This is a genomic window from Tangfeifania sp., assembly GCF_055108615.1.
The window spans coordinates 1-16,591 of the sequence record NZ_JBSQIC010000023.1 but is presented as its reverse complement, the minus strand read 5'-3'; the positions used below and the strand labels follow the sequence as shown (position 1 = coordinate 16,591).

General features: G+C 45.2%; 13 protein-coding genes and 1 pseudogene. 3 read left to right on the top strand and 11 right to left on the bottom strand.

The annotated features are described in order from the left end of the window. Window positions 1–39: 39 nt before the first annotated feature. From ACTCNA_RS07260 to dapF, 8 genes are all read right to left on the bottom strand, one after another. The gene (locus ACTCNA_RS07260; protein WP_462947239.1) at window positions 40–1,884 is read right to left on the bottom strand and encodes a glycoside hydrolase family 13 protein; all 1,845 of its coding nucleotides are present in this window, start codon (window positions 1,882–1,884) and stop codon (window positions 40–42) included. A 1-nt stretch (window position 1,885) separates the two neighbouring features. After that, the gene (locus ACTCNA_RS07255) at window positions 1,886–4,201 is read right to left on the bottom strand and encodes a family 65 glycosyl hydrolase domain-containing protein (protein ID WP_462947238.1); all 2,316 of its coding nucleotides are present in this window, start codon (window positions 4,199–4,201) and stop codon (window positions 1,886–1,888) included. After that, window positions 4,176–4,847, bottom strand: coding sequence for an MFS transporter (locus tag ACTCNA_RS07250; protein WP_462947237.1), 672 nt, complete (start codon window positions 4,845–4,847; stop codon window positions 4,176–4,178). Before ACTCNA_RS07250 ends, ACTCNA_RS07255 begins: the two co-directional genes overlap by 26 nt. 222 nt (window positions 4,848–5,069) lie before the next feature. Continuing rightward, complete coding sequence (locus ACTCNA_RS07245; protein WP_462947236.1) at window positions 5,070–6,083, bottom strand: LacI family DNA-binding transcriptional regulator; 1,014 nt, start codon at window positions 6,081–6,083, stop codon at window positions 5,070–5,072. Between the two features lie 233 nt (window positions 6,084–6,316). Next, window positions 6,317–6,880, bottom strand: coding sequence for an L-threonylcarbamoyladenylate synthase (locus ACTCNA_RS07240; RefSeq protein ID WP_462947235.1), 564 nt, complete (start codon window positions 6,878–6,880; stop codon window positions 6,317–6,319). A 6-nt stretch (window positions 6,881–6,886) separates the two neighbouring features. Next, a complete protein-coding gene (locus tag ACTCNA_RS07235; protein ID WP_462947234.1) occupies window positions 6,887–7,996 on the bottom strand; it encodes a glycosyltransferase family 4 protein in 1,110 nt (369 codons plus the stop codon). Window positions 7,997–8,061: 65 nt separating this feature from the next. Next, window positions 8,062–9,327: a diaminopimelate decarboxylase family protein gene (locus ACTCNA_RS07230; RefSeq protein WP_462947233.1), complete on the bottom strand. Its 1,266-nt coding sequence runs from the start codon at window positions 9,325–9,327 to the stop codon at window positions 8,062–8,064. A gap of 105 nt (window positions 9,328–9,432) precedes the next feature. Then, on the bottom strand, window positions 9,433–10,293 hold the full coding sequence (dapF, locus tag ACTCNA_RS07225) for a diaminopimelate epimerase (protein ID WP_462947232.1): 861 nt from the start codon (window positions 10,291–10,293) through the stop codon (window positions 9,433–9,435). Between the two features lie 143 nt (window positions 10,294–10,436). On the opposite strand from dapF, the gene ACTCNA_RS07220 reads away from it, so the two are divergent. The 3 genes from ACTCNA_RS07220 (at window position 10,437) to ACTCNA_RS07210 (ending at window position 15,104) form a co-directional block, all read left to right on the top strand. After that, window positions 10,437–11,666 (top strand): LL-diaminopimelate aminotransferase, encoded by a 1,230-nt coding sequence (locus ACTCNA_RS07220; RefSeq protein WP_462947231.1) that lies wholly within the window; start codon window positions 10,437–10,439, stop codon window positions 11,664–11,666. Window positions 11,667–11,884: 218 nt separating this feature from the next. Further along, complete coding sequence (locus ACTCNA_RS07215; protein WP_462947230.1) at window positions 11,885–13,519, top strand: glycoside hydrolase family 9 protein; 1,635 nt, start codon at window positions 11,885–11,887, stop codon at window positions 13,517–13,519. 97 nt (window positions 13,520–13,616) lie between these two features. Then, a complete protein-coding gene (locus ACTCNA_RS07210; RefSeq protein ID WP_462947229.1) occupies window positions 13,617–15,104 on the top strand; it encodes an aldo/keto reductase in 1,488 nt (495 codons plus the stop codon). 113 nt (window positions 15,105–15,217) lie between these two features. On the opposite strand, the pseudogene ACTCNA_RS07205 reads toward ACTCNA_RS07210, so the two are convergent. From ACTCNA_RS07205 to ACTCNA_RS07195, 3 genes and pseudogenes are all read right to left on the bottom strand, one after another. Then, window positions 15,218–15,634: pseudogene (locus ACTCNA_RS07205) on the bottom strand (DUF6261 family protein); the annotation flags it as partial. A gap of 12 nt (window positions 15,635–15,646) precedes the next feature. Next, the gene (locus ACTCNA_RS07200; protein WP_462947228.1) at window positions 15,647–16,066 is read right to left on the bottom strand and encodes a hypothetical protein; all 420 of its coding nucleotides are present in this window, start codon (window positions 16,064–16,066) and stop codon (window positions 15,647–15,649) included. Between the two features lie 104 nt (window positions 16,067–16,170). Continuing rightward, the coding region (locus tag ACTCNA_RS07195; RefSeq protein WP_462947227.1) for a T9SS type A sorting domain-containing protein at window positions 16,171–16,591 on the bottom strand (421 nt) is incomplete at its 5' end.

Genomic DNA, 16,591 nt, shown 5'->3' with positions numbered 1-16,591 from the left:
TATTTCCTACGGTCGATCAAAGAAAATAATTGGTTTTTTCTACTCCAATTCAATAATCATTGTCGCTATTGCAGGAACTTTTATTTCTGAAAGATCAGAAATAGTTTTCGACGTAATTATTTCTTTTCCTGTGGAATAACCTTTCAGAATTTCACTGAATCGCTCTGTGGAAAGCATTTTTTCCTCCCTGTTTTTGTTTAGTACCACCATTACTGTTTCATCATCATTGTAACGGAAGTAAGTGTAAATACCATCTTCGGGTGTAAAATGAATCAGTTTGCCGTGGTGGATAACCTCTTTGTTTCTCCGCCAGTTTTGAATGGTGGAAATATAGTTCTGCACCTTTTTTTGTTCGGCCGTCAAACCTTCGCCTGTAAAAGCATTTACGTCGTGATCGGTCCAGCCGCCGGGAAATTCAGCGCGGATATTACCGTGTTCGTTACCCTCGTGTGTCATTAAAACTTCGGTTCCGTAGTACAACTGTGGAATGCCGCGCGTAGTCAGGAAATATGCGATTCCCATTTTCAGCAAATTCACATCTTCGCCCACCTGTACAAAAAAACGCGACATGTCGTGGTTGTCCGGGAATACCACAAGGTTGTCAGGATCGGGGTACAAAAAATCGTTGGCCAGCATTTCGTACATTTCAATGAGCCCGGTTCCCCAGCCTTCTTCGTTTGTCAAACCGCTGCTAACTGCACTTTGCAGCGGAAAATCCATCAGGCTTGGCAGGTGGCATTCGTACCCGTCAAAATTATTCTGTCCTTTCTGCCAGTACGAAACAATGGCCGGGTTCAGGCTCCACTCTTCGCCCACAATGTTGAAATCCGGGTATTCTTCCAAAACCCGTTGTGTCCATTCGGCCATCATGTGTTTGTCGGGATAAGGCCACGTATCCTGCCTGATTCCTTCGAGGCCCACGAACTCAATCCACCAGATGCTGTTCTGGATGAGGTAATTTTTCATGAACTCATTTTTTTGGTTCAGGTCGGGCATGGTAGGCACAAACCAGCCATCTACCATGGCTTTGTAATCCGACTCCGAGGAGTGTGGATCCTGGTTTACGGTGCGCCGGTGCGAAGTAATTTTATATTCCGGGTAATGATTAATCCAGTCATTCATGGGCAGGTCGTCCATCCACCAGTGTTCCGATCCACAGTGGTTAAAAATCATGTCCATGATCAGTTTCATGCCGCGTTTGTCTAATTCATCGTTGAGTTCGCGATACTCTTCGTTGGAGCCAAAACGTGGATCGACCTTGTAAAAATCGGTGGTGGAATAACCGTGGTACGAAACCTGCGTCATGTTGTTTTCCAGCACCGGATTGAGCCACACTGCTGTAAATCCCATGTCCTGCAGGTAATCGAGCGAGTTGATAATTCCGCGGATATCGCCGCCGTGTCTGCCGTCTTTGTCAGTTCGGTCGGGCAGCTCTTTCATCCCTTCCACCTGGTCGTTGCCCGGGTTTCCGTTCACAAAACGGTCGGGGGTAATCAGGTAAATCACATCCGACTGGTCGAAACCTTCGCGGCTGGCCGAACCGTTTTCGCGGGCTTTCAATTCGTAATTATACGTTTCCACCGTTTCATTTTCTTTTTGAAAAAGGAGGTCGAAACTGCCCGGTTTTACAGATTCCGAAAGTTTTAAATCGATAAAAAGATAGTTTGGGTTTTGAACTTTGGAAACCGAAACCAATTCTACGCCGGAGTATTCAAGCGAAACATTTGTTTCAGAAATATTTTCGCCATAAACCATCAGTTGCAGGTCGGGCGATTTCATTCCGGCCCACCAAAACATGGGTTCCACCCGCTCGAGCTGGACCTGGCCCGATACAATATTCAAGGCGATGAGGGTAATCAACACAGAAAAAACAGTGCGTTTCATATTATTTTGAATTTTTAAGTTTTACTTGTTTATTGCCTTCTATTTCAGCTTGTTCTTTCCAAACCTGAATCGAGGTTTTTTGATTGGAATGGTTTACAACGGTAAATTCATTTCGTTCCATTTTTACTTCGAGATGGGTGCCCCTGAAATTGATGCGGAATGAATACGCTTTCCATTTTTTTGGCAGAAAAGGGTTGAAAACAAGCCGGTTGTTTTTTACACGGACCCCGCAAAATCCCATTACCACCGACATCCAGGTACCTCCCATGCTGGTGATGTGCAGGCCGTCGTCGGTGTCGTTGTTGTAATTGTCTAAATCGAGGCGGGCAGTGCGCAGGTACATGTCATACGACTTTTTTTCGTACCCGATTTTGGCTGCCAGAATGGAATGCACACATGGCGAGAGCGATGATTCATGTACGGTAAACGGTTCGTAAAAATCAAAATGCTTTTTTATCTGCTCATCTGAAAAATCATTTTCAAACCAGAAAATACTTTGCAGCGTGTCGGCCTGTTTGATGTAGCACGAGCGCAGAATCCGGTCCCACGACCATTTCTGATTTATAGGCTGTTCTTTTGCCGGAAGTTTCGAAACCGGTTGCAGTACTTTGTCGCAAAACCCGTCTTGCTGTAAAAACAACTTTTGATTTTTATCGTATGGGAAATGCATGTTTTCAATAATATTCTTCCAGTGCGTAGTTTCTGCTGTTTCATTGAACTTCCATTTTTTAATCAGCTCTTCAAACAAAAACGGGAACTTTTTTTTCAGGTAGTCGATAGCTTCAAGCGTGTACTTCAGTGTCCACACTGCAATGTAATTGGTGTGAAAGTTGTTGTTCACGTTGTTCTCGTATTCGTTCGGTCCGGTAACGCCCAGCATTACAAATTTTTGCTTTTCCTCTGACCCGTTCACTCGCTGGCTCCAGAAACGGCTGATGGCCAAAAGTACCTCGAAACCGTAGGGCGCGAGGTATTCTTTATCGCCGGTGTAGTTGATATAATTATAAATGGCGTAGGCAATGGCGCCGTTGCGGTGAATTTCTTCGAAGGTAATTTCCCATTCGTTGTGGCACTCCTCGCCGTTGATGGTTACCATCGGGTAAAGCGCGGCGTTGTTTTTAAAGCCGAGCTTTTCAGCATTTTCAATGGCTTTTTTAAGGTGTTTGTGCCGGTAAAGCAGCAGGTTTTTTGCCACTTCTGGAGGAGCCGTGCTCAAAAAGAAAGGTAAACAATAAGCTTCAGTATCCCAATAAGTTACACCTCCGTATTTTTCGCCGGTAAATCCTTTGGGGCCAATGTTCAGGCGCTCGTCTTCTCCGGTGTAGGTTTGGTTCATCTGAAAGATATTGTAGCGGATTCCCTGCTGGGCGGCAATATCTCCTTCAATTTTTATATCGCTGGTTTTCCATTTTTTTAGCCACTTGTTTTTGTGGTTTTTAAAAAGCTTGTCGAATCCGGCATTTTGTGCCCGGGCAATGGCAGATTTGGCTTTTTTCAGCAAATCGGGTTTTGGGTAGTTCAACGATGAAACCGTTGCCGCCAGTTTTTCAATTGTAATTTCGTCTTCTTTTTTAACCTGAATTGTTTGCGATGCCCCGATGTATTTTTCACGGATGACATTTTCGGGTTGTCCCGCAACTTTTTCATTATTTTTCAGAATGCTGAACCACATTCCGGTGGTAACCTGGAAACGGGTTCTCAGTGTTTCCAGCGTCAGGTAACCTTCATTTTTATTGATTTCTTTATGCTTTTCCACCCAGAATTTTTCATCGAAGTTGGCATCTTCGTTTTTTACATCACCGTCGAGGTAAGGTGAAAGGGTCAGCTCCCCCGAAAAATTCAGTGCTTTTACCGAGTAGCGGATGGCCCCAATTTCGGTATCGTCGATGCTGACAAAGCGCGTGGAGTTTACTTCCACTTTTTGTCGGCCGGGCATTGTGGCCACAAAACTGCGTGAAAGTACACCTTCTTTCATATCGAGTTCGCGCCTGAATTTTTCAATTTTCATTTTGGCCAGGTCGAGTACTTCGCCGTTTACTGAAATATCGATTCCAATCCAGTTGGTGGAGTTAATAATTTTGGCAAAGTATTCCGGATATCCGTTTTTCCACCAGCCCACGCGGGTTTTGTCAGGATAATAGATTCCGGCAATGTAAGTGCCTTGCAGAGAATCGCCCGAGTAGTTTTCCTCAAAATTGGCACGCTGGCCCATTTTGCCGTTTCCAATACTGAAAATACTTTCTGAAATCCGGTTGTTTTCAGGATTGAAATCCTCTTCTATTATTTTCCATTCATGATGAATGATAAAGTCCTTCATTTTCGTATTCTTGCATTTTTTCGGGCGGGTATTCTTTGGTAGAGATGATGGTCCATAGAATGGCGAGAAAAAATATGAATGCCCCAGTATAAAATGACCATCGCACTGAGGGTGGAATAACTCCCTCAGGAGCAGTGTTCGGGATGTTCAGCCAGTTTGTCATTATGTAAGGCAGGAGTGATCCCACCACTGCGCCGGTGCCGATAAAAAAACTTTGCATGGCAAAACCGCGGGTGCGCTGTTCGTTGGGCAGCATGTCGCCCACAAAAGCGCGAAATGGTTCCATGGAAACATTCAGGGAGGCATCCATTATCCAGAGCATACCGGCCGCTATCCACAATGCAGGGGAATCGGGCATTATAATCAGCGCCAGCGAAGCCAAAATGGCCCCAACCAAAAAATAGGGACGGCGGCGACCCAGGCGGGTCCAGGTTTTGTCGCTCATGTGGCCGATAATAGGCTGAACCACCAAACCGGTAACTGGTGCGGCAATCCACAAAATGGGAATATTTTCCACCTCGGCACCCAGCGTTTCGAATATCCGGCTGACATTCGCATTTTGCAGTGCAAATCCAAACTGAATGCCCAGAAAACCGAAACTCATATTCCAAATCTGCCAAAAGCTGAGCGTAGGTTTCTTACTCATAATTCAATATTTTAAGTTACATCGATGCAATGTAAAAAAATTACATTTCGGGATATTTGCTGCGTTGCAGACGAGAAGTATAATGTGATAAGCCAAATCAAATATACGGCATAAAATCTTAAAAAAACAAATATTTTAGTTTTTACAACAAACTGAAAAAGGGAGTTTTGAAGCTTGAATAGTTGTTTCAAACGTTTGCGGAGAGACAAAAAAATCATTTTTTTAAATAGCTGACGATTCCCTGACAATAAGATTGGCATTCAGGATTCTTGTTTCGGCCGGGTAATTTTTTTTGGAAGTAATTCTTCGTAGAAGCATTTCGGTGGCAGCAGAGCCCATTTCGTAACCGTGCTGATCGACGGAAGTTAATGAAGGATCGGTAATTCCTGAAAGCCTTCCGTCAGAAAAACCGACGATTGCCACGTCTTTGGGTATTTTTACGCCATGTTTTAAAAGTGTTTTCATTGCCCCGATGGCCGTAAGATCGTTAACTGCAAAAAGGCCGTCAATTTCTGTTTTTTTGTTCAGGATGTCCAAAACTGTCAGGTGGGCTTTTTCAAAACTATCGGTACTGAAAATCAGTTCATCGCCGGTTGTTAAACCTGCTTCGGCAATAGCTTTTTGGTACCCGGCTTTTCGCTGACGACCGAGCAACAGGTTTTGCGGCCCTGCAAAATGGGCAATTTTTTTTCTGCCTGAATCGGTCAGGTGTTTTGTAGCCTGGCAGGCTGCTTCAAAGTCGTCGATAATAACCTGGTCGGTAATAAATCCCGGGGCAATGCGGTCGTAAAAAACCATGGGGACCTGGTTCTCGCGAATATATTCGATGTGATTAAAATCCTGGGTCTCTTTTGAAACCGACATCAGAATACCATCAACCCGGTTGGCCAGCAATGTTTTTACGTTGGCAACCTCGCGGTCGTATCTTTCGTTCGACTGGCAAATGATAACATTTATTCCGGCATCGTAAGCCACATCTTCAATACCACTGATAACTGATGAAAAAAAGTAGTGTACAATTTTCGGTATGATAACGCCGATGGTGTTGCTTTTTTGGTGTTTTAGGCTGAGTGCCACTGCATTGGGCTGGTAGTTTAGTTCTTGGGCGAGTTCTTTTACCGCCTTTTTGGTTTCTGCGCTAATGTCAGGATGGTTTTTCAGCGCCCTTGAAACGGTTGACGGCGAAACTTTTAGTTCCCGCGCAATATCTTTTATGGTGGCAAGCGCTCTTTTCATTATTAAAGGAAGTTAAATTTCTGTTTCTAAAGCTACCAAATTCAAATGAAAGTAACAGGAGTTTTTCTAAAAATCTGAAACGAGCATGTAAAACATTTGCACCCAAGATGATGATTAAAATACATGCGTGTTACCTACTATACCTTTGATAATAAACAAGAAATAATTTAGGGACATATTGTTATTTCCTTAAATAATCTGGGTTTAAGACATTGCATTTTTGCAGTGGCTTTTTATTTCCGGATAATATCAATTTGCCCGCCGGGACCAAGTTTAATGATACTCGATGGTTGCGACGGGATTACATCATCCTGCCGGTATTCCACAATGTAATCTGCCTGCTCTTTAATATCTTCTGAAATTTCATCGAAAAAAGCCGGAGCTTTTTCCCCGCTGATGTTCGCTGATGTTGAGACTATCGGGCGGCGAAACCGTTGCAGCAAACGGCTGGTAAATTCCTCTTTGGTGAACCGGATGCCAACGCTGCCGTCGTCGGCAATTAAATTGGCTGCCAGGTTTTTGGCACCGGGGTAAATCACTGTCAGCGGTGTGGTGCTGATTTCCACCAAATCCCACGCCACTTCGGGCACTTCATTAACATATCGTTCCAGCAGTGCCGGGTTTTCCATCAACACCAGCATACTTTTTGAATCTTCCCGCTTTTTAATTTCATAGATTTTTTTAACCGCGTCGGGGTTGGTGGCATCGCAGCCCAGTCCCCAAATAGTGTCGGTGGGATACAAAATCACTCCCCCGTTTTTTAAAACTCCCAGCGCTTTTTTAATATCGTTTTGCATGTTTTTTTACTTCAATAAACTGGTGTACAAAGAAATTAATTTTTTGGCATAAATTTCAGGATGAAAAGCTTTGGCCCGTTCAACACCTTTCTGAATTATTTGTTTTCTGAGAGATTCATCTTCGAGTAACGATTTTAATTTTTCAGCAACATCGCTTGCATCCGCCGGATTGCATAAAACAGCGGCATCGCCTGCCGTTTCGGGCAAACACGAAACGGAAGAAGTCAGCACCGGACAGCCGCTTGCCATCGACTCGATGACAGGAAGACCAAATCCCTCGAAAACAGAAATATAAACCGATAACAGCGCCTTCCGGTAAAGTGCTGCCAACTCTTCTTTTTCCAAACCGGAAAGAAAAAAGACCTGGCGTTGCATGTTGTTTCTGTCAATAAAATTTTTCAATTCAGAAATATAGGTTGTTGGTTTGCCTACAAAAACAATTGGGGTTTCAATTTTTGAATTTTGAACAGCCCTGAGCAGTGCAAGTTGATTTTTGCGTGGTTCGATTGTCCCCACTGCCAGAATAAAATTTTCAGGAATTACATGATCGGTAAACACTTTTGATGTGTCCTGTTTTTTGAAAAATGTGGCCGCTACGGGCTGGTGAATAATTTCAATTTTTCCCGGGGCAACCTTAAAAAAAGTTTCCAAATCGCTTTTGGTTTGCCGGCTGATGGCTATGATTTTGTTAGCAACCTGGCAGGCATATTTCATTTTCCGGAAATAGATATTGCGGTCCAGCGGCTTGTAAAATTCCGGGTAGCGCATAAAAATCAGGTCGTGAATGGTAACTACTGAAGGAATGCCTGTTTTTTGGATGCCGGAAGGCAGCTCGTTGCTTAGTCCGTGAAAAAGGTCCAGGTTGGATTTTTTCAACCTCCCTGTTAGGAAATAGCTGCGCCAAATTGATTTCAAAAAACCTTTGTACAACCCGGGCGGAGAAACTACCTGAAACTGCTCATGGTTTTCAAAAAGTTTCGGTTTCACTTTCGGGGTGAAAAGTAGGTAGTTATTCTCAGGAAAATAGTTTTTTAAGGCATTCAGTGTATTGCGGCTGTAGTTGCCCAGTCCGGAGGAGTTTAGAAATGCCCGTTTTGCATCGAAACCGATTTTCATTTCACGAAATTACAAAAAAGGCCGGGTTAAATTGCCCGGCCATTCACAAATATTCCGATTTTAGTTTAAACTTCAAAATCTTTCAATCCGTCAAAATCGAGGGTTTCGAAATAATCTTCGAGCGTTTGCGGGCGGCGGATTTGAGTCACTTCCCCATTTTCGCGCAGCAGCAATTCGGCCGAACGCAGCTTGCCGTTGTAGTTGAATCCCATGGCATGGCCGTGAGCGCCGGTGTCGTGAATCACCACAATATCATCGGGTTCCAGTTTTGGCAACATCCGGTCAATGGCAAACTTGTCGTTGTTTTCGCACAGCGAACCGGTTATGTCATATTTTTCGGTATGTGGTTCGTTTTCTTTTCCGGCCACGGTAATGTGGTGGTAAGCGCCATACATCCCGGGGCGCATTAAATCTACCATACTGGCATCCAGACCGGCGAATTTTTTGTAAGTTTCTTTCAGGTGCAGCACTTTTGATACCAGGTATCCGTAAGGGCCTGTTATTGCCCTGCCCGATTCAAAAAACAGTTTCAGCGGCTTCAGACCGTTGGCAGTGATTTTTTCTTCGTACAGTTTTTTGATTCCTTCGCTTACATATTCCATATCCACGGCTTTCTGTTCCGGTTTGTATGGAATGCCGATTCCTCCGCCCATGTTGGCAAAACTAATCACCACGCCGGATTTTTCATGCACTTCGGCAATCAGGTTAAACAGCAGTTCGGCTGTTTCAATAAAATAGTCGGGATCGAGTTCATTGGAAGCCACCATGGTATGCACGCCAAAATTTTTGACTCCCTTGCTTTTCAGAATTCGGTAACCTTCAATAATCTGTTCGTGTGTAAAACCGTACTTGGCTTCTTCGGGATGCCCAATAAGCAGGTTTCCTTCTTTTAAATCGCCCGGATTGTAACGCATGCAAATGGTTTCGGGCAGTCCCACATTTTTCTGCAGGTATTCAATATGCGAAATATCGTCGAGGTTGATTATGGCACCCATCTCTTTTGCCTTGCTGAATTCGCTCACCGGCGTATCGTTGGAGGTCAGCATAATTTCGTTGCCGCTCATACCTACGCGTTTCACCAGTTCCAATTCAGCCTCCGAGCTGCAGTCGGCACCAAAACCTTCTTCCCGCAAAATTTTTACGAGGTAAGGATTTGGAGTTGCTTTAACAGCAAAATATTCTTTAAACCCTTCATTCCAGTCGAAAGCTTTTTTGAATTTTCGTGCATTTTCACGGATTGCCTTTTCATCGTAAATGTGAAAAGGAGTTGGGTGGTTTTCAATAATATTTTCCAGTTGTTCTTTTGAAAAAGGTAAATTTTTTTCGGCCATAACTTTTAAATTTTGCTACACAAAAATAGTGTTTGTGCTAAATATCCTGGAATTAATCTAAATAAAGACAGTAAATTTAGTGGAGAATTAATCATTCTTCTGCTATTATTGGATATCTTCCAGCAATTCATTGCTCAGTGTTCCGTTGGCAATTTCCCTCACGGCGCCTGTCATCCGGATATACCATGATCTGTCAATTTCAATTATCAGGTTTCCTCCGGGCATTTTTACAGTCAGATTGGGCTGTACCAATCCTTTTTTTACCAATACCGATGCCACTGCACACGACGAACTTCCGGAGGACAGGGTCCAGCCGGCACCGCGTTCCCATATCATAATCTCCACTTCGGTGGGCGAAAGTACTTTTGCAAACTGTACATTGATGCGATTGGGAAACATGGGGTTGGTTTCAATTTGCGGGCCGAAGGTTTTCACCTCTTTTTCGTCGAGTTTATCTGTAAGAATTACGCAGTGCGGGTTTCCTACCGATACGCAGCTAACTTTGTAATCTTTGTATTCGAGGTGCAACGTTTCGTCGATGCACTCCGGGTTTTGGCAGTTCACCGGGATTTCAGGCGAATTAAAAATGGCATTTCCCATATCCACTTTTACCGATTGTGCTTTGCCGTTTACTTCTTCTGTAACTTCGGCCTGCACCAGCCCACCTGAAGTTTCGATGGTAAAAACCGGCGATTTGGCAATTTTGTAATCGTGGAGGTATTTGGCAAAAATTCGCAGTCCGTTGCCGCTTTTCTCCGCTTCCGAACCATCGGGATTCAGAATACGTACTCCGAAATTGGCATTCAGGCTGGGCACTTTCAGCAAAATACCGTCGGAACCAATGCCGTAATGAACATCACATATTCGTTGAATCGCTTTTTCGGTCAGGTCAAATTCAATTTCACTTTGGTTTAAAATAATATAATCGTTTCCCAAACCGTGCGATTTCACAAAGAAATTCTTCATAACAGTTGTTTTAATTTTACAAAAGTATTAAACATTGCCGATATTGTTCCCGTACCAGAGAGTGAATTCACTGCTGATAATTATATTTTTAACTTTGCACGTATGTACACAAAAGAGCAAATAATTGAATAAAACAATAATTTATGGCATTAATTAATGAAAATTACCTGAAACTTCAGGCGGGCTATCTCTTCCCGGAAATTGGGAGAAGGGTGAGTGAATTCATGGAAGCGAACCCTGACAAGAAAGTAATTAAAATGGGCATTGGCGATGTTACTCAGCCGCTGGTCCCGAGTGTGGTAAAGGCGTTTCACGAAGGTGTGGATGAAATGGCCAAAGCCGAAACGTTTAAAGGGTACGGCCCCGAGCAGGGATATGCTTTTTTGCGCGAAGCCATCGCCAAAAATGCTTACCAGAGCAGGGGAGTTGATATTTCGGCCGACGATATCTTTATCTCCGACGGTTCGAAATGCGATACCGGGAACATCCAGGAGATTTTCGGGCACGACAATAAAATAGCTATTTGCGACCCGGTTTACCCGGTTTATGCCGATACTACCGTAATGTCGGGGAAAACCGGACAGTGCCAGCCCAACGGCCACTACGAAGGGATTGTGTACATGCCGTGTACCATTGAAAACGATTTTGTGCCGGAGCTGCCGGAAGATACACCGGATTTGATTTTCCTGTGTTACCCCAATAATCCGATGGGTACTGTGGCCACAAAAGAAGAGCTGAAAAAATGGGTGGACTATGCCCGCGAAAATAAAAGCATTATTCTTTTCGATGCAGCTTATGAGGCGTTTATTACGGAAGGAAATATTCCGCATTCCATTTATGAAATTGAAGGTGCCAAAGAGGTGGCTATCGAATTCCGCAGCTTCTCGAAAACTGCCGGATTTACCGGAACACGCTGTGCTTTTACCGTAATCCCGGAACAACTGGTGGGTTACGACAAAAATGGAAAAGCCCATCCGGTGAAGCCGCTTTGGAACCGCAGGCAATCGACCAAGTTCAACGGCGTTTCGTACCCGGTGCAAAAAGCCGCGGCTGCTGTTTTTACTGAAGATGGGAAAAAAGAAATTGCTGAAGTAATCGGGTATTACCTCGAGAACGCCCGCATTATGAAAGAAAGCCTCACTGAAATTGGGTATGAAGTTTTTGGCGGTGTGAATGCGCCTTACATTTGGGTGAAAACAAAAGACGGGATGACTTCGTGGGACTTTTTCGATAAAGTGCTCAAAGAAGCCAACGTGGTGGGAACCCCGGGTTCCGGATTCGGGCCTGCCGGCGAAGGTTACTTCCGCTTTTCCGCTTTTGCCGACCGCGAAAGTACCATCGAGGCAATGAAACGTATAAAGAACCTGAAATAACAAACACTTCCTGGCTCTTCTCAGGAAGGAAGAATAAAATAAGAAATACGGCTGGAATTATTTTCAGTCGTATTTTTTTGAATTAGGCGTTTAACAGATACAAACCAAAATGTGGTTAAAACCACTGGCATAAAATGGTTTTTCTTTTTGTATTTTCCACAATTAAAAAAATTGCATAACTTCAACCCAGTGAAAATTTGCAACCTAAATCAATAGCGATGAGAAGAGTGATTTCCTCCTTTTTTGTTTTGTTAACCCTTTCATTTTCAGTTGCTGCTCAAATGTATCCGGTGCATCTGAATTCCATCGGGTTTTTGCCTGGATCGAAAAAAACAGCAGCCATACCGCATGAATGTGAGTTGTTTACAGTGGTAAATGCTGAAAACGGGAATGTTGTTTTTACCGGGAAAACCACCGGTTCCGAATTTCAGAAAGATGTGGACCAGAATGTGTGGACCGCCGATTTTTCCGGTGTGACAACTCCCGGTAGATATTACCTGGAAGTTCCGGGGTTGGGTAAATCCACTGAATTTGATATTGCCGGCGACGTATTTCGTTTTGCCGCCAAAACCAGCTATCGTGCCTTTTATTTGTGGCGTTGTGGAATGGGCGTTCACGGTGAATACCAAGGCAATGTGTATGAAACAGAGGCTTGCCATTTGGAGGATGCTTATGAAGATTACATGGGCAAACCCGGCTCCCAGCGCGATGGCACCGGCGGCTGGCACGATGCAGGCGACCACGGCAAATACGTGGTGAATGCAGGAGTAACGCTGGGGGTGCTGTTTTATGCCTGGGATCATTTTCAGGAAAACCTGGGAAAAATTAATTATGAATTGCCTGAAACAGCACCTGGGTTTCCCGAATTTTTGAAAGAACTGAAATGGGAAACCGACTGGATTCTGAAAATGCAGTATCCCGACGGCTCGGGCAGGGTGTCGCACAAACTCACACGCACCAACTTTTCAGGGTTTATTATGCCGCAGGACGACCACGAAAAGCGTTATTTCACCGAATGGAGCTCGGCAGCCACTGCCGACTTCGTGGCTTTGATGGCCATGGCAGCGCGCCATTTCGAACCGTACGATGCCGAATATGCCCAAAAATGCCTTGATGCCGCCTGGGTGAGTTACCGCTTTTTGCAGGAAAATCCGGGATACAAGCGCTTTGTTCAGGGCGATTTTCAAACCGGGGGCTACCAGTCGCGCGATGTGGACGACCGCCTGTGGGCCGCTGCCGAACTATGGGAAACCACCGGCGACTCCAAATGCCTGGCCGATTTCGAAAAACGGGCTGCCGAAATGAATTTTGAAATTGACGAAAACTGGGACTGGAGCGATGTTTCCAACCTGGGCATGTTCACTTACGCCCTTTCAGAAAAATCAGGCAAAAAACCGGAAATAGCAAAAACCATACAGCAAAACATTCTCGGGAATGCCGATGCACTGGTAAAAAAAGCCCAGGAAGATGTGTATAACCGTCCGCTGGCTGGTCGTTACTACTGGGGTTGCAACGGCACAGTAGCACGGCAAACCGTTAATCTTCAGGTGGCCAACTTGCTTCAGCCCGATAAAAAATATATTGAAACCGCACTGGATGCCGTGAACCATATTTTCGGGCACAATTATTACAACCGTTCGTATGTAACAGGTTTGGGGTTGAACCCGCCCATGAACCCTCACGATCGCCGCTCGGGGGCCGATGATGTGGAAGCACCCTGGCCCGGATACATCGTGGGGGGAGGCCATTCGGCAACCGACTGGATGGATGAAGAAGCATCGTACAGCCACAACGAAGTGGCCATCAACTGGCAGGCTGCCCTGGTTTATGCCCTGGCAGGTTTCGTGAACTGAAAAGTTGTAAGTTTACTTGTTGACAACCTGATACTTAATGTGCCGGATTGAAGGTGCTTCAATCATTTTTTGTATCTTTACAAAAAAAAATAATGTTATGGAGAAAAAAGAAAAATACCCGATTTCGAGAAGGAATTTTATAAAAGTATCGGCAGCAACAACTGCCGCGGTATCAACCATGTCATTGGGCGGATGCAATGTGGAGGATGTACCCGCGCCCATGAAACGCCCGTTTGGGAACCTGGGATTCGATGTAACCACGCTTGGTCTGGGTGGACAGGCCTCACTGCAGTGGACACCCGAAGACGTTGATCCTGTTCCCATCATTCTGAAAGCATTCGATTTGGGCATCAATTATTTCGATACGTCGAACCTGTACGCTGACAGTCAGCTGAATTACAACAAAGCTTTTAAAAAACTGAACCTGATCCCCGGCGAAGACGGCTACAACGAAGAGCTGCGCAAATCCATCTGGCTGACCAGTAAAACGGCTATGCGCTGGGGAAAACCCGGCTGGCCGGAGCGGGAAAATGTGAGTAACTGGTCGAACGGGGAAGAAGTGCAATGCGCCGTTGACGATGTAAAACGCTCGCTCACCCAGCTGTTTGGCGATAACAAAGGCTGGTACCCCGAGGGGGCTTACCTCGATATGGTACTGATTCACACCCTGCATAACATGGATGAAGTGGACGTATTATATGAAGGCCTGGAAACGCCTCTCGATCCGGAAGGAAATTTTGGCGCGCTCGTGGCTTTGCGTGATTTACGCGACGGCACTAACCACACCGGAATGAACCCGAAAAATGAAAAACTGATCCGTCACATCGGTTTCTCCGGGCATGCCCATCCGCCGGCAATGATGGAGATGATCCAGCGCGATGAATACGGACTTCTGGATGGAATGCTGGTGGCCATCAACGCCAACGACAAGCTGAAAATGAACATGCAGCACAATGTTATCCCGGTTGCCGAGGCCAAAGGCATGGGAATAATCGGCATGAAAGTTTTTGCCGATGCGGCCATGTATCATAAAGAACCGAAATGGTCGAACGAGCCTGCCGATGTTTACCGGAAAGTGGGAACGCCCGAACTGCCCAGCCGCCCGCTGGTGGAGTATGCACTTACCACGCCGGGAATTCATACGTTGATTATTGGTATAGGCCAGATTGACGACGACCCCATGAAATGCCAGCTGGTGCAGAATTTTTATGCCGCCCAGATTGAACCCGACGGATTATCGGCCGAAGAGCGCCGAAAAATTGAAGCACATGCAGCCAAAGTAAAAGAGGGAAAAACCAACTATTTCCAGGCGCTGGAAAATGAAGGACTCTCAGGGCCACGAAATCCGAAACTGCAAAAAACGGGTGAAAAAACCCGGATTATTTGGGAGACAGCCCTGGCAGGCGACGAACCCGTTTCGCATTACGAGGTGATTATTGACGGCCAAAAGGCAGGTGAGGTGCCCCATCAGCCACAAACTTTAAAAAGCAGGCCCTTTGTTTTTGAAACCGAAAAAACAGGAAGCGAGATACTCATTGCAGCCGTTGATAAAGCCGGAAACCGTTCCGAAACAAAACTGGAATAGAAAGTTTTGACAAAGTCATAGTCTCGCTCTTAGTGAGGCTATGACTAAAAGACAGCGAATTCATTTCGCCGATCCCTGAGATGCAGAGACACACGGCCGTGCGTCTCTGCTGGCTAATTTTCATCCTCTTTCTCGTTCCGCCCGTAACGGCGCGAAACAGCATTGTTGTAACGCTCGATGCGTTCGTTCAGGTTGTTTACAAAACCGGCATACTGTTCTTCGCCATTCACGATAATCAAGGCATCAATGCGTTCAATGATGACCCGATAAGCCTCATCCACCTCCTCGCGGGCGGTTTTCATGGTATATTGTGGTTTTCCGGCTTCTGCCTCGTACCGTTTTTGCATCAACTCCTCAAAAGCCTCATTGGCTGCCGCCAGTTCGGTTACCCACTTTTCCAGGCCCAGGGTGGCAATGTCTTCGGCATAACCGGTTTGCAGGTCTTTCACCATACTGTTAATGGCGGCAGTTTGTTCGTCGTACGATTTCCGGTTAATGTTGCCGTAATTCTCAACGACAATCTGCACCCGCCCGGCCGCTTCTCATTTGGCAGCAGAGTAATGGTAGGTAGCGCCCTTTGCCGTATAAAAAAGGCCGGTGCCCAGCGAATCGCACCGGTCGTCGGCCGCCGAGATATCGGAAGTCAGCGGGTTTTTGCGGATAACATTCAGCGTGCCGTCTTCTTTGTTGTAGGTCGGCAAATAAACGGCCCTGGCCGCATTGATGTTAAGCGTTTCGGGCGTGTATTTCTCCACCAGCCCTTTAAATTCGGTTTGAAACTGGAAATGTTCTTCATTTCGGTAGTTTCCGAGGTTTGCTTTTAAAATGTTGCTGCAGCTTGCAGGAGGTTTTCCAATTAATTGGAAACTTTGCTGCACAGTGCAGTAAACTTTCCGGTCCCTTGAATTTGTTGCTGCAGGCTGCATGGGGTTTTCCAAATGTATTTTGTTTCGGGTTGTCATCTGTTTTTTGGTTTAGCCGGGATGTAAGAAGTAAGTTTACTGGCTTGTTTAAACCTTCAGGGTTACGCAACCCCTGAAGGTTTGGTTAATTACAGCTAAAAAATCTATCGCTTCACAATAAGTTTCCCGGTTAATATTTCATCCTTGTATTTTACACGAACAGTATAAACCCCTTTGGACCAGCCGGCGGTTTGAATGGTTGTGCTATTGCCTTTAAGTTTGGTTTTCTTCGTTTTTAATGCCTGCATGGGGCTGTAGATTTCCATGTCCCACTCGGCGTTATCATCAAAATCTTTTTCTTTGGAATCAGATTTAATCGCCAGCGTAGTTTCTCCTGTTGTTGGATTAGGAGCAATAGCAAGAGATAGTCTATTCCCTTTTATGAAATGGTAGTTATTAGTCACTTCTCCGCATTCCCCTTTGCTATACGAAACTTCAAAATGCACGTTACTGGCGGTAACAAGGTTAAAATACATTGTAGCACCATCAGATAAAGTTCCCCAATATACAGTTCCGTTGCTGTAT

Bases quoted from the DNA above. Each gene is read 5' to 3' on its own strand.
- ACTCNA_RS07260 (WP_462947239.1), bottom strand. From the start codon at position 1,884: ATGAAACGCACTGTTTTTTCTGTGTTGATTACCCTCATCGCCTTGAAT.
- ACTCNA_RS07255 (WP_462947238.1), bottom strand. From the start codon at position 4,201: ATGAAGGACTTTATCATTCATCATGAATGGAAAATAATAGAAGAGGAT.
- ACTCNA_RS07250 (WP_462947237.1), bottom strand. From the start codon at position 4,847: ATGAGTAAGAAACCTACGCTCAGCTTTTGGCAGATTTGGAATATGAGT.
- ACTCNA_RS07245 (WP_462947236.1), bottom strand. From the start codon at position 6,083: ATGAAAAGAGCGCTTGCCACCATAAAAGATATTGCGCGGGAACTAAAA.
- ACTCNA_RS07240 (WP_462947235.1), bottom strand. From the start codon at position 6,880: ATGCAAAACGATATTAAAAAAGCGCTGGGAGTTTTAAAAAACGGGGGA.
- ACTCNA_RS07235 (WP_462947234.1), bottom strand. From the start codon at position 7,996: ATGAAAATCGGTTTCGATGCAAAACGGGCATTTCTAAACTCCTCCGGA.
- ACTCNA_RS07230 (WP_462947233.1), bottom strand. From the start codon at position 9,327: ATGGCCGAAAAAAATTTACCTTTTTCAAAAGAACAACTGGAAAATATT.
- dapF (WP_462947232.1), bottom strand. From the start codon at position 10,293: ATGAAGAATTTCTTTGTGAAATCGCACGGTTTGGGAAACGATTATATT.
- ACTCNA_RS07220 (WP_462947231.1), top strand. From the start codon at position 10,437: ATGGCATTAATTAATGAAAATTACCTGAAACTTCAGGCGGGCTATCTC.
- ACTCNA_RS07215 (WP_462947230.1), top strand. From the start codon at position 11,885: ATGAGAAGAGTGATTTCCTCCTTTTTTGTTTTGTTAACCCTTTCATTT.
- ACTCNA_RS07210 (WP_462947229.1), top strand. From the start codon at position 13,617: ATGGAGAAAAAAGAAAAATACCCGATTTCGAGAAGGAATTTTATAAAA.
- ACTCNA_RS07200 (WP_462947228.1), bottom strand. From the start codon at position 16,066: ATGACAACCCGAAACAAAATACATTTGGAAAACCCCATGCAGCCTGCA.